Genomic DNA, 13010 nt, shown 5'->3' on the forward strand with positions numbered 1-13010 from the left:
CCGAGCTCGGTGAGCCACGGCTCCCGTGCGGCCGGCCGGTTCGTCCAGTCCTGCCCGGCCGGCCGTACCGCTCCGTGCACACTCCGCCGACGCGGTCCGCTGATTGCACTCGGCCCGCATGCCCGGCCGGTCCGCTGAAGCGGTCCGCGCATTCCCGCCCCCCGCTCCGCCGATCCCGCCTGCCCTCCGAACCGAACGCCGGGAGCCCCGTCATGCCGCACTTCGCCCCGCCGACAGCCCCGGCGAGTGTGCCGCCGCCCGACCGGGTCGCCCCGTCCGGCCAGACCGCGACACAGGGCCCGGCGGACCCGTACGACCGGAGCACCCCGTACGCCCTCGTCCGTACGACCGTGCTCCCGTACCCCGCCGAGTCCGCCACCGCCGCCGAGGTGCGGGCCTTGCTCGCCCGGCTCACCGCCCTGGCCGCCCAGGACGCCGCCCTGCGGGCCGCCCTGTCCGACGACCTCTTCACCGCGCGCGCCGGCCACGACGAGGCGTTCCACCGCCAGGTGGTCCTCCCGCTTCGCCGCGCCCTGTACAACGGCCGCGAGCCCCGCCCCGCCCTTCTGGACCGACTCGGCGCCCTTCCCGACCGGGTTCCGCGGCTCGCCGACTGGCTCGCTTTGCGCGAGCTGCGCGCCCGACTGCTCGACGAGCTCGGCGCGGCCGTCCCGCCCGCCCTGACCGCCGAGCGCGCCGCGCTCGCAGACCTCTGTCGCTCCCCCGCCTTCGCCCGGGCCATCGCTCTGACCAGCGCCGACCTGCTGCGGGCAGTCGGCAGGGCAGGCCGGGGCGAGGCTGGTCGGCGGGCGCGAAAAGAGGAGCCCTCGGTCCTGCGGCACGCCCTGCGGGCGACCACGAAGACCAGTCCGCTGTCGTGGTTCACCGCCGTGGGGTGGGCGGCCGAGCCGGCCGTCGGTGCGGCAGCCATCGCTACCACCGCGTCGGAGCCAGAGCCCGGCCCCACCGCCCCTGTGACCTCTGTCGTCAAGGAGAACCGCACCCTCGTCGCCGCGCTCACCGCGGCCCTCCTCGACGAGCCGCGCCGCCGCCGCGCCCTCCCCCACCGCATGACGAGCACCGCACGGGTGGCCGACGGACGGGCCCGCTTCGCCCGCGCCGAGGCGCTGTTCGCCGGCGGCAGGTACCTGGTCAGCCGCGAGGACGAGGTCGAGGTGGCCGCACGCCCGGCGCTGGACAGGCTGGCCGCCGCCCTCGCCGAAGGCCCGCTCGTCCTCGGTACGCTGACCGCACGGCTCGCGGCTGACCTGGGCCGCACGGCGGACGACTCCGCCGTCGCCGACTTCGTGGACCGGCTCGCCGACGCGGGGCTGCTCGTGCCCGCCGAGCCCGTCGACCCGCAGCACCCCGCCCCGCTCCTCGCGCTCGCCGACTGGCTGCGCCAGTGGCCCGCGGACGCCGCCCTGGCGGACCGGATCACCCGACTCGCCAACGAGACACAGCGGTTCGCGGCCACCCCCGCCACCGAGCGTCCCGTCCTGCTCGCCACCCTGGCCGGCTGCTGGCACGAGCTGCTCGCCGACACCGGCCGCCCCGTCCCGCCGGACGCGGCCCCGCTGACGGCCCTCACCGAGGACGCCGTCGCTCCCGTTTCCCTGTCCCCACGCCGCCCGCCGACCTCACCGGATACGGGCGAGCGTGCCACGGGACTGCCGTACGGGGACCAGCCAGCCGGGTATGACCCGTTCACTCACGCCGACCACGCCGCGCTCACCGAACTCACCGCCTTGGCGGAGCTGTTCGACCTCGGGCACGTGATGAGCCGGGTCGCCCGGGACCGCTTCGTCTCCCGCTACGGGGAGGGCGGCGTCTGCCGCGACCCGTGGGACTTCGGCGCCGACACCGCCGCCGCCTGGGAGGAAGCCGGCCGCCTCGTGGGCCGGCCGTCCGACGACCCCGAACAGCCGGTTGGACTGGTTGACCTCGCCCGCGTTCGCGAGGAGTTCGTCGCACTGTCAGGGAAGGCGGCAGAAGCGGCCGGGGACACGGCTCCCGAGATCGTCCTGCCGACCGGCCCCGTCCGCGCCCTGGCCGCCCGGCTGCCCGACTGGACGGCTGCCCGGCCGCTCAGCTACTCCCACTTCGTCCAGCGCGATCACGACAGCGGGCTGTTGTGCGTCAATCACGTCTACGGCGGCTGGGGCCGGTTCACCAGCCGCTTCCTCGACGCTTTGCCGGCGAGCGCTGCGGCCATGGTCGGCGAGCGCGTCCGGCGCGGCCTCGGCGCGGGCGAGCGGGCGGCCCAAGTCCGGCCGGTGGGCGGGTTCAACGCCAACCTCCACCCGCTGTTGCTCGCCGAGGAGATCGGCCCCGACCGCGGCCGGACCGCCCTCGCCGAGGCCGACCTCGATCTCGTCCACGACCCGGCCACCGACCGACTGCGGTTCCGCGTGCGGTCGACCGGCGACCCGCTGGACGTGCTCTACCTGGGCTTCCTGGCCCCGATCATGCTGCCGCAACGACTCGGGCCGTTCCTCAACGACCATCCCACGGGTGTGGTGGACTTCCGCCCGCTGTTGCCCCGGAACGCCCTGGCGGCGCCGGGCGGTCAGGTGGTCCGTACACCGCGGCTGCGCCACCGCCATCTGGTGCTGGCCCGGCGCCGCTGGCACCTCGGCCCGGGCGTGCTCGACGCGCTGCGCGCCGACCTCGCCGCGGAGGAGCGGCACGTGCCGGCCGCCGCGGTGGCCCGCTGGCGGGCCCTGCTCGACCTGCCGGAACAGCTCTTCCTCCACCCCGTTCCACGGCCCCCGGCCGGGCGCGCGGTCGACGACTTCGTCGCGCGGCTGGGGGCGCCCAAACCGCAGGCACTCGATCTCGGCAATGCCCTGCACCTTCACTGCCTGGGCAGCTGGCTTGCACGCCATCCCCAGGGCGTCGTCCTGGAGGAGGCCCTGCCCGCCTTCGGCGGCCGGGACCAGCCCACCCGTGCCGTCGAGTCCGTCGTCGAGACGTACCGGCCGGCGCGCCGCCGCACGGCCGACCGGGCCGCGCCCCGGCCCGCCGGCCCGCCCCCACCCCGCCGAGGAGGCACCCGATGATCGCCGGCCCCGTCCCTGCGGCCGCGCCCGGCTCCGCCGCGGCCCTCGACGTCGTCCTGTACGACTACCGCGAGGACAAGGCCCCGCTGCTGCGCGGGGCGATGTTGCCGGCGGCCCGCCGGGCCGCCGCCGAAGGCCTGACCGCGCACGTCGAGCGCCACTGGCTGCACGGCCCGCACGTACGGCTCCGGCTGCGCGGCGCACCGGACCGGGCGGCCGCGGCGGCCGAGCGCACCGCGGCCGCCCTGCGGACCTGGGCAGCCGACCACCCCTCGGCCGCCCACGTCACCGAGGAGGAACTCCTCGCCCGGGCCGCGGTGGCCGGCCGCGCCGAGTTGATCGCCCCGCCGTACCGCCCACTCGTCCCGGATGGCACGGTCCGCGTCGAGCCGGTGGACCAGTCTTCCCTGCGTGCCCTGATCGGGCCCGATGGGGTACGGCTCCGCGACGACCTGCTGGCACTGGGCCTGCCGGCGCTCGAGACCGGGTGCGTGTTCCTGGGCGGGCACGGCGACACGCCCTCCGCCCGCGTGCAGCTCGCGGTGGCAGCGCTGGCCGCGCACGCCGCGGCGCACCCGGAGGGGCTGATCGGCGGTCACTACTCGTTCGTCTCGCACCTCGAGGACTTCCTGGTCTACGAGGACCCGGACGGGCGCCTGCGGGCGGCCTTCGAACGCCGGTGGGAGGCCACAGGGCCGGCCGTCACCACCCTGGTCGGGCGGATCACGAACGGCGGGGCGGCCGGCTGGGAACGCGCCTGGGCCGGCTGGTCCGCCGAGGCATGGCGTATCGCGGAGGAGCGGTTCGCTGCGGGCGCGGACTTCGCCGGCGTCCCCTTCGAGTACCGCGATCGGGCGGCGATGCTCGGCGACCAGACCGTGGCCGACCGCTGGAACCAGGACGTCCGCACCCGCTACAGCGAGTTCCACCGCCGGCTGCGCCGCTCTGACCCGCAGGGGGCGATGTGGAGTCGGCCCGACTACCTGATCTACCGAGCCTGCACGAACGCGCTCTACCGGCTGTTCGCGATCTGCGACGTACGGCCGGTGGAGCGGTACCTCGCCGCGGACCTGGTCGTGCGCACGGTGCCGGAGCTCACCGGCCACACCTGGCAGGGCCGCATCGGCGAAGTGATCGCGGCGGTGGAGGGCTCGTCATGACCAACGCGCCCTCCGTCGCAGCGGGCACGGCCCCGGAGCCCCCGGACCCCGCACCGGGCGGCGAGCGCGTTGCGTCGGCCTCCGAAGCCTCCGTCGCGCCCTCGCCGCGGCCGGAGCCGCGGCTCCGGCTGCGGCCCGGTGTGGCCGTCACTCCGCTGCTCGCCGGTCTGCACCTGCGCGGCCGCGGCGCCGGCGTCACGCTGGAGGGCAGCCGCGCGCTGCCGGTCCTGTGGCAGTTGCTCTCGGACCGGCTCGCTCCGGACCGCGCGGTGCGGGGCGCAGGCGGCGCGCAGGCCGGTGCCGGGGCGCCGGCGGACGGTGACACACAGGCCGGTGCAGGGGCCCCGGCAAACGCCCGGGTTCAAGCCGGCGCCGGAGCCCAGACCGACGTCCGGATTCCGGCAGACGCCGGGGAAGCCAAGGCCGGAGCACAGGCCGGTGCCCAAGGGCAGGCGCAGGCGCGGGCCGCCGAGAACGATCAGGCCGACCCGCGGGTGGAAGCCGCACTGGCCACGCTCACGGCACGACTGCGCGAGCACGACCTGCTGGTCGAGCACCCGGACGGCGTCGAACTCCCGCCCTGGCCGGGTTCGTCGGCCGCCCGACCAGCCGAGGCGGTCGAAGCGATCCGGAGCGCGCGACCCGTCGTCGCCGCACCGGATCCCGAGGGCCCGCTCGCCATGAGCCTTGTACGGGCGCTCCGCCGCGCGGGCGCGAGCCCGCGAGTCGCCACCGACAACCGGCTGCCGGCCGGCCGGGCCGTGATCACGGCCGATGCGCCGTCCGGGGGCGTGGCGCTGGCCGTTTCCTGCGACGCCGAAGGCGGCTTCGTCACCGCTCCAGGTCCCCCGGACCACGCCCACTCCGACGCCGCGGCGATCGCCACCCGCCTCGGGAGTGGCACACCACCGTGGGCACCGAGCGGTCCTGCCACGGAGCAGTCGCGGTCCTCGACGCCTGGCACGGCGCCGTCCGAGCCGTCTGTCGGTGCCGGGGCGCCGCCGCAAGCGGCTGCCACTGCCGGGGCACCCTCCGGTACGCATGTCGCGCTGCTCGCCGGTGCCGCGGCCGGGCGGCTGCTCGCCGCCGTCGCCGACCTTCCGGACCCCGCCGCGCATGAGGACGCCGTCGGCACCGCGACGGCCGAGTATGCGGCCGTGCTGATCGCCCGGGCCGAGCCCCCGGAGGCGACGTATCACCCCTGGGCCGCGGCCCCGCGCGCCGCCCGCCCGGGGCCTGATGCCCCGCCCGCGCCGGACCTCGAGGAGGCCCTGCGCCGGGTCACTGCCCTGGGCAACCCGCGTCTCGGTGTGCTCGACGCGCCGCTGCCCGGGGACCTCCCGCAGCTGCCCGCGTCGCTCGCATCCTGCCGGACCCCGGCGGGTCTGCTGGTGGCCGGGGCGGTACGGGCGGACCTGGCCCGGCTGGAAGCGGCCTGCCGAGCCGCCGAACTGGCCCTCGCCGACGGCCCGTCGGCCCCGGTCGTCGGAGCCGGCCCCGACCACGCCCGCGGCCGGGCACTGCGCCGCGCCGTCCTCGACGGCATCGAGCGGGACACCGTCTCCACCACGTCAGAGGCGGATCCGGTCGCGGCCGGCGCCTGCGCCGACGGCATCGGTGACGACGTCTGGCGCACGCATCCTCAGGCCCGCCACTGGTGGACCGTGCTGACCGAACGCATGGGCCGGTCCGCCGATCTGACGGTCCGGCGACTCGGCTCCGAAGAGGCCCATTCCGCCGTCATCCGGGTGCGATCGACCTCGACCGTTGCCGGCGCCGCCCCCAGCACGGTGAGCCGAGCCGTCGAGGTCACCGCGGCCGACGCCGTGGCCTTCGCCACCCTCGACGCGGTCACGCGCGCGATGGCGGCGGAGCACGCGCCGGACGTGGCGCGGCACACCGCTCTCAGCGGCGCCGTGGCCCCGCTCGCCGTGGCCGGCGTCGAGCCGGCCGAATGGACGGACGAGGGGTGGACCGACGCCTGGCTGGCCTCCGTCGCCACCCGGGAGCCGGCCCTGCGCGCCGCCCTGCACCGCCTGACCGGCCTGTACCCCAGACCCTGGCAGGGCACTGCCCACCACCCCCTCGCCCACGCCCTGCGAGCATCCGGATTCACGGTCCTGACCGGATCGGGAGGCCCCCGATGAGCACCGCCGCCCCTTACGCCCCCAGCGTCCCCGTCCTCGATCCGGCGGCGGCGCTCGCGACCGTCGGGGGCACCGCCGTCGTGCAGCTGACCGCGTGGGACCTCGGACTGGCCGAGCGGCTCAGCCGGCACGCCCTGGCCCACCCCGTGCGGTTCGTACCGGTGCGCGAGGACGGGGCGTTGACCGTGATCGGACCCGTACTCCACCCCGAGGCCCGGGCCTGCGTCGTCTGCGCGGAGTACCAGCGGCTGGCCACTGCGGGCGGCCGGGTGCCGTGGCAGAGCCCGCGGCTGGCGCTCGGCGGCACCGGAACCCCGCCGCTGGCCGAGGCGGCGCTCCGGCTCGCGGCAGACCTGCTGGCGGCCGACCCGCCCGCATCGGAGCCACCCGTTGCCGGCCGGCACGACCCGCCCGCAGCCGATCCGCTGCCATCCGACCCCGGCTCCTTTGACCCGGTCGACGACCGGGCCGTCGTCCACATCCTCCAGGGCGACCGGTACACCTGGTCCACCCACCGCCTCCGGCCGGTCGGCGGCTGCCCGGTTTGCCGGCCGCTGCCGAACGACTCGCCCGCCGGTGCCCGGTTGCCGGCCGAGCCCCGGCCGCTGCCGGACCCGTCAGTGCTGCGCGGTCCCAACGCACGTACGGCGCCCGCTCACTTGCGAGCCGAATTGCAGGACGAGCGATTCGGTCCGGTGCGTCGGCTCTTCCGAACCGAGAACTCCGCGTTCGCGCTGACCACTGCCTGGGTGACGGACGGCCGCGCCCTCGACGACGGCGGCTACGGCCGGTCGGGCGACTTCCGCTCCAGCGAACGCGTGGCTCTCTTCGAGAGCGTGGAGCGTTTGGCCGGGATGCGGCCCACCGGCCGCCGCACCGTGCTCCGCGCCTCGTACGCCGACCTCGTCGCCGGGGGCGATCACGCCGTACTCGACCCCGTCCGGCTCGGCCTGCCGGATCCGGAGTACGACGGCCACCCCGCCCGCCGGACCGTCCCGTACTCCCCGGACCTCGCACTCGACTGGGTGTACGGCTGGTCGCTCACCGATCGCCTCGCGCTGGCGGTACCCGAGCACGTGGCGTACTGGGACGTACCGGGGCCGGGCCGGCCGCGGGTGGTGTACGAGTCCTCGAACGGCTGCGGGCTGGGCAACAGCCCCCAAGAGGCCGTGCTGTACGGGCTGTTCGAGGTCATCGAACGTGATGCCTTCCTGATGGCCTGGTATGCGCGCACCCCACTGCCCCGGGTCGCCGTCCCCGTCGACGACCCAGAGGTCACCGCCCTGGCCGACCGGGCCGCGTTGCTGAGCTACCGCCTGACCCTGCTGGACGCCACCAACGACCTGGGCGTGCCGGCGGTGATCTCGCTCTGCCGCTACGAGGGCTCGCATCCCGACGCCCCCCGCACGTTCCTGGCCGCCGGCGCCCACCACGACCCCCGGGTGGCGATCCGCTCGGCGGTGGCCGAGGTGGTCACCAACGTCCAGGAAGCCGCCCGCCGTTCGGCCCCGGGCGGTCCCCGGGACCCGGAGCGGCTGCGACCGATGCTGGACCGCCCCGAACTGGTGTTGGACCTCGACGACCACGTCGGCCTCAACACCCTGCCGGAGGCACAGCCCCGGCAGGACTTCCTGTTCACCGATACCGTGGAGACGCCGTGGTACGAGCGGTGGCCGGGGAAGCCCGAGCCGGTGGCCGACCTGACACGGCTGCTGGAGCAGACCGTGGAGCGGCTGGCTTCCGAAAGCTTGGAGGTCATCGCGGTCACGCAGGACGAACCGGGCGTACGGGACCGGCTGGGGCTGCACTGCGCCAAGGTGATCGTCCCCGGCACGCTTCCGATGACCTTCGGGCACGTCAACCGCCGCACTGCGGGACTGGACCGCCTGCTGGAGGTGCCCCACCGGCTGGGCCGTACCGCCCGGCCACCGCGCCGCGACGAACTGCCCCTCCACCCCCACCCCTTCCCGTGAGGACGCGATGACGACCGCCCGCCCCCGCCCCTACCCGGCCGCGTCCGAGGGCCTCGGCCGCCCCTGGCACAGCCTGCACGTCGCCCTGCACACCAACGGCGCGGAGACAGACGCGTTCGTCACCGACGACCTCGCCCCGCTGATGGACGGCCTCACCGTCGATCCGGGCGCCTCCTGGTTCTTCATCCGCTACGGCGAGGGCGGCCCTCACCTGCGGATCCGTTTCCGGTGCCCGCTGCCCGCCCGTGCGGCGGCCGGACTTTCAGCCGCCCTGGCCGAGTTGGCGGCCGCCCGGCCCGCGGAGTTCACCGGCCCCTGGCCGTCCCGGCACGGCGAGGTGCGGGAGGTGCCGTACGTACCCGAGACCGAGCGGTACGGCGGCCCCGCCGCACTGCCCCTCGCCGAGGAGGTGTTCGTCCACTCCACCCAGGCGGCCGTCGAGGCCCTGCGCTCGGCCCCGAACCGCGCCGCCCGGCTCCCGCTCGCCCTCGACCTCGCCCACGCCACCGCCCACGCGCTCGGCCTCGACGAACTGGCGGCCTCAGGCTGGCTGCGCCGACACGCCGCCTCCTGGCGTTGGATCACCGATGTGGAGCCGCTGCCCGGAGCCGCCGTCCACTCCCGTGTGAACTCAGTGTTCGCCCTGCAGCGGCCGGGCCTGGTCCGGCGCGCCCGGGCCCTGCATACCGCTCTCGACGCGGGCACCGCCGCGCCCTGGCTGGCGGAGTGGGTGCGCCGGGTCGGCGCCGCGGACGCCCGGTTGCGCAGCGCCATGCCCGCGGAGCAGGCCGCCCGCCGTGTGCCCTGGGTGTGGGCCTCCCAGCTGCACATGCTGTTCAACCGGCTCGGCGTGACCCCCGACGAGGAGCGGGCCGTCTGCCGCCTCGCGGCCCGCACGCTGCTGGAGACCGAGGACGACCCGGGGTTCTTCCCCGCCGGGCACCGCGCGGCCGACTACCAGTACCTGGAGCGCAGCAAGTTCCGGATCGGACGGTCCGAGGACACCGCGCTGCGCGACCTGCCCCCACCGTCGGCTCCACCGGCGGCGCAGCTGGCGGTCGAACTCCCGTTGCCCGCTGCCCCCTTGCCGGAACTGTCGCTCGCCGAGGCGCTGGGCCGACGCAGCTCCGTGCGCGGGCCGCTGTGCGGGCCGCTGGACGCGGGGACCCTGGGCGGGGTGCTGTGGTCCGCGTATGCCAAGAGCCACGCGACCCACCGTCCGCTCGCCGACGGCACCGTACGCACCGTCCGGCACCGCCCGTACCCCAGCGCCGGCGCCCTCTACAGCGTGCGCGTGCGCCTGGTGGCGCTGGACGTCGAGGGGCTGGCCGCGGGCACGTACCACTGCGTGCCGGAGCGCCGGGCCCTGCTCCCGATCGGCCCGGCGCCGACCATCGCCGAGCTCAAGGCGCTGTCCTCGTACCTTTCGCGGCCTGCGGACGACCCGGACGCGGTGGGCATAGACGAGGCCCCGGCGGTGCTCACGGTCCACCTCGACCTCGGCCTGCTGCGCCGGCGCTACGGCCTGCGGGCGCTGCGGCTGGGCCTGTTGGAAGCCGGCCACCTCACGCAGACGCTGCTGCTCACCTCGGCGGCGTTCGGCCTGGCCACCGTCCCGCTCGGCGGCCTCCACGACGATCTGACCCACGAGCTCCTCGGCCTCGACGACCTCGACGAGCCGGTCCAGTACCTCCTCCCCCTGGGCCGCCCCGCCCCACCCTCCTCGCCCATGCCGCAGAGAACGGCGCGGTCCTGAAGCTCGCGGGCTGCTGGTTCGGTCGGCTGCATCTGTCGCTGGTCTCGTCAGTGGGTTGAGCAGTCGAGCGGGCTTCACTGCGCCGCCTGCTCGGCAGCTCCTCCCGGAGGCCCGCGGGTGAGTCCGCGTAGCGGACGGCGTTCCTCTTCGATGCTGAAGACAAGGCCGAGGTGGAGCGGATCGGCGCCGTGGGTGAGCGCCTCTTCGAGTCGTCGGTCGACGCCGAGCCGTTCGAGGGGCGTGAACGGCGGCGTGCCGAGATCCGGGTTCTGGTGCCGCATCAGACAACGTCCGCTCTGTGGCGCCACTGGAAACTCGTCGAAAAGTCTGCCTGGCGTGGCCGGGGATGGGCCTTTCCTGGCCCCATAGGGGGTGCTTGGGCGACGTGGGGTCGAGGCCTGGAGTGGGTTGCCTGCCGGTCTCCTCCGGGGTCCGCAGCAGCCCACTCCAGGCGTCGCGAACGCCACCTGAACACCGCCTGACCTGGCCTGTTGTTCCCTTCACTCCTATGATCGCACTCGGTCGAAAGGGGGGCCGGGTGGACCGGACCGTACGCACCGTCGAGGACGTTCTCGCGCTCTTGGACGGGTTGTTCGCATCTGTATCCGGCGCTGGCCGCTTGGCGACCGGTGACGGCAAGGACTTCTGGGATCGCTTCTATGCCGACCGGTCAAGGCCGGTCCCGTTCTTCGTGGCGAAGCCCGACGAGAACCTGGCCGCCTATCTCGACCAGGGCCTGATCGCTCCCGGTCGGGCCCTGGACCTGGGCTGCGGGGCGGGCCGCAATGCCCTGTTCCTCGCCTCGCGCGGCTTCGAGGTGGACGCGGTCGACCTCTCCCCGGTGGCCGTCGCGTGGGGCGAGGACCGGGCTCGAGAGGTTGGCGTCGACGTCCGTTTCCTCTGTGCTGACGCTTTCGCTCTCCCCGCAAGCGAGTTGAGCGGCCCGTACGACTTGGTCGTCGACTCAGGATGCTTTCACCACTTGCCGCCGCACCGCCGGGTCAGCTACCTGAGTCTCCTCGACCGCGTCCTGGCCCCCGGCGGCCATCTCGCCCTCACCAGCTTCGCTGCCGGCGAGGGAGGAATGGGTTCGGAACTCGCCGACGCGGACCTCTACCGTGAGCGCGAGTTGCAGGGCGGCCTCGCTTACACGCCCGAATCGCTGCGCTGGATCTTCTCTGACCTGGTGGAGGTCGAACTGCGCCGCATGCGTGAGGAGCCGCCCGAGTCAGCACTCTTCGGTGTGACCTTGCTGTGGACCGCGTTGTTCCGTCGGGATGCAGGCTCTGCCACATCAGGCGAGTATCGAAAGTAGATCTTGAGACGTGAATGATCACGGTTCACTAGGGCGGGGAGGCCGCCCGTCTGGTTCCGGCGGCGGCTGATCGGCGGCATAAGGTTCCGGGTCCGTACCGGTGTGCCGTGGCGGGACGTGCCCGATGCGTACGGGCCGTGGGGCCGGATCTACGACCTGTTTCGCCGATGGCAGAGGGACGGCACCTGGCACCGCATCCTCACCCGGCTCCAGTCCCTGGCCGACTCGCAGAGTGCGATCAGGTGGGACCTGAGCGTCGACTCCACGGTGTGCCGCGCCCATCAGCATGCGGCCGGGGCCCGTAAGCAGGGCCACCTGCAGAAGGAACGGCCGGGCGGTGTCTTCGCCGAGCTCAGTGATCACGGGCTGGGACGCTCGCGCGGCGGGTTCACCACCAAGCTGCACCTGGCCATCGAGCAGGGCCAAAAACCCATGTCTATCGTGATCACGACCGGCCAGCGCGGCGGCTCGCCGCAGTTCGAACCGGTGCTGGAGAAGGTCCGCGTGCCCCGCATCGGACCAGGCCGACCACGCGTCCGACCAGATCGAGTCCGCGCCGACAAGGCGTACGCCTCCCGCGGAAACCGTGCCTATCTGCGCCGAGGTCACCGCGCCCGTGCGCGGCATCGGAGCGGTCAGCAGGTGCCATCCGTTCCGCCAGCTCCCGCAGCGTCTCGAGACAGGCAAGCACCTCCGCGCGATTGTCCGACCTTTTCATCCACGCTGGCAGTCGAGCGAACATCGACATCGTCGGCCGCACGCCGCCACGCTCTCGCAATCGCGCCCCGACGTAGGCAGACAGCTCGTCGACATGCTCCTCGTTGTAGGCCCACAAGATGTGACCGGCGCAACGGGTCTGCAGCCACAGAGGCCGCTTGAAGAACGGGTCCTCACTCCCCCTCGAGCATGCCCCACAGCTCGCTGCCAGCCACTTTCGATACACGGCCTAGCCGGTGGCGGTATCTGGCAGGCCGGCATGGTCGGCGGTCCAGCGCGGGCTCGCGGACCAGGCGGTGACGAGCCTGATGCGGTCGACGGTCTAGTCTCGCGCAGGATGCTGTCGGCGCCGATGACGGTCTCCAGCCCGTCGGGCAGCAGATCGCGCGGCCGGTACCACTCGCAACCGCGCCGCGTCGACGTCATCAGCGATCGGCTTGTGGCATGCCGGGGGCGAGGGTCTCCTCCCACGCCCAGGTAGCTCGCCGTGGGTCGTATCCCGGTCAGCTCTCCTGCGGTACGGCCATCTCACCGAGGCGTGACCAGTCGTCCTGGGGGACGGTCACATTCACTATGCGGGGCGTCTCCGCGAGGTGACGCGGCAGCGCCTCGCAGGCCGTCCGGAAGTGGTCGGAGCCGACGTGCGCTGCGCCGGCCTCGTCGTCGCGGAACGCCTCGGTCAGGACATACTCCGTCGGGTCGTCGACGCTGCGGGCCCACTCGAACCACAGGCAGCCCGGTTCGGCGCGGGTCGCCCGGGTGAACTCCCCGGAGATTTCGGGCCAGGCGTCCGCGTACTCGGGCAGAACGCGGAACTTCGCGGTGATGAAGATCATCGGTGCTCCTCACAGACGGTGCGTGTGCCCGGTGGTCCGGGCCC

At 74.4% G+C, this 13010-nt stretch carries 8 protein-coding genes and 1 pseudogene; 7 read left to right on the forward strand and 2 right to left on the reverse strand.

What is annotated here, in order from left to right; genetic code table 11:
- The first annotated feature begins 212 nt into the window (after positions 1 to 212).
- From PV343_RS06630 to PV343_RS06650, 5 genes are read left to right on the forward strand one after another with little or no spacing between them, the layout of a single operon-like run.
- Positions 213 to 3062, forward strand: a complete 2850-nt coding sequence (locus PV343_RS06630) for a lantibiotic dehydratase (RefSeq protein ID WP_319145828.1) — start codon at positions 213 to 215, stop codon at positions 3060 to 3062.
- Complete coding sequence (locus PV343_RS06635; protein ID WP_319145829.1) at positions 3059 to 4222, forward strand: lantibiotic dehydratase C-terminal domain-containing protein; 1164 nt, start codon at positions 3059 to 3061, stop codon at positions 4220 to 4222. Before PV343_RS06630 ends, PV343_RS06635 begins: the two co-directional genes overlap by 4 nt.
- Entirely contained in the window at positions 4219 to 6369 is a 2151-nt protein-coding gene (locus PV343_RS06640; RefSeq protein WP_319145830.1) for a hypothetical protein, read from the forward strand. The genes PV343_RS06635 and PV343_RS06640 overlap by 4 nt, the downstream gene beginning before the upstream one ends.
- Positions 6366 to 8342: a TOMM precursor leader peptide-binding protein gene (locus tag PV343_RS06645; RefSeq protein ID WP_319145831.1), complete on the forward strand. Its 1977-nt coding sequence runs from the start codon at positions 6366 to 6368 to the stop codon at positions 8340 to 8342. Before PV343_RS06640 ends, PV343_RS06645 begins: the two co-directional genes overlap by 4 nt.
- A gap of 7 nt (positions 8343 to 8349) precedes the next feature.
- Entirely contained in the window at positions 8350 to 10098 is a 1749-nt protein-coding gene (locus tag PV343_RS06650) for a thiopeptide-type bacteriocin biosynthesis protein (RefSeq protein ID WP_319145832.1), read from the forward strand.
- Positions 10099 to 10172: 74 nt separating this feature from the next.
- Here the strand turns inward: PV343_RS06650 and PV343_RS06655 are convergent, their stop codons facing one another.
- Positions 10173 to 10379 (reverse strand): hypothetical protein, encoded by a 207-nt coding sequence (locus PV343_RS06655; protein ID WP_319145833.1) that lies wholly within the window; start codon positions 10377 to 10379, stop codon positions 10173 to 10175.
- Between the two features lie 257 nt (positions 10380 to 10636).
- Here PV343_RS06655 and PV343_RS06660 point away from each other — a divergent pair, with 257 nt between their 5' ends.
- Together PV343_RS06660 and PV343_RS06665 are read left to right on the forward strand one after the other, a co-directional pair.
- On the forward strand, positions 10637 to 11413 hold the full coding sequence (locus PV343_RS06660) for a class I SAM-dependent methyltransferase (RefSeq protein WP_319145834.1): 777 nt from the start codon (positions 10637 to 10639) through the stop codon (positions 11411 to 11413).
- 42 nt (positions 11414 to 11455) lie between these two features.
- A pseudogene (locus tag PV343_RS06665) lies at positions 11456 to 12292 on the forward strand (IS5 family transposase); the annotation flags it as partial.
- A 341-nt stretch (positions 12293 to 12633) separates the two neighbouring features.
- Here the strand turns inward: PV343_RS06665 and PV343_RS06670 are convergent.
- The gene (locus tag PV343_RS06670; protein ID WP_319145835.1) at positions 12634 to 12966 is read right to left on the reverse strand and encodes a putative quinol monooxygenase; all 333 of its coding nucleotides are present in this window, start codon (positions 12964 to 12966) and stop codon (positions 12634 to 12636) included.
- Positions 12967 to 13010: the final 44 nt, after the last annotated feature.

It is taken from the genome of Streptomyces sp. WI03-4A, assembly GCF_033792105.1.
Classification (GTDB): domain Bacteria; phylum Actinomycetota; class Actinomycetes; order Streptomycetales; family Streptomycetaceae; genus Streptomyces; species Streptomyces collinus_A.

Excerpts from the sequence above, each read along its gene's own strand:
- PV343_RS06630 (WP_319145828.1), top strand. The coding sequence starts at position 213 with ATGCCGCACTTCGCCCCGCCGACAGCCCCGGCGAGTGTGCCGCCGCCC.
- PV343_RS06635 (WP_319145829.1), top strand. The coding sequence starts at position 3,059 with ATGATCGCCGGCCCCGTCCCTGCGGCCGCGCCCGGCTCCGCCGCGGCC.
- PV343_RS06640 (WP_319145830.1), top strand. The coding sequence starts at position 4,219 with ATGACCAACGCGCCCTCCGTCGCAGCGGGCACGGCCCCGGAGCCCCCG.
- PV343_RS06645 (WP_319145831.1), top strand. The coding sequence starts at position 6,366 with ATGAGCACCGCCGCCCCTTACGCCCCCAGCGTCCCCGTCCTCGATCCG.
- PV343_RS06650 (WP_319145832.1), top strand. The coding sequence starts at position 8,350 with ATGACGACCGCCCGCCCCCGCCCCTACCCGGCCGCGTCCGAGGGCCTC.
- PV343_RS06655 (WP_319145833.1), bottom strand. The coding sequence starts at position 10,379 with ATGCGGCACCAGAACCCGGATCTCGGCACGCCGCCGTTCACGCCCCTC.
- PV343_RS06670 (WP_319145835.1), bottom strand. The coding sequence starts at position 12,966 with ATGATCTTCATCACCGCGAAGTTCCGCGTTCTGCCCGAGTACGCGGAC.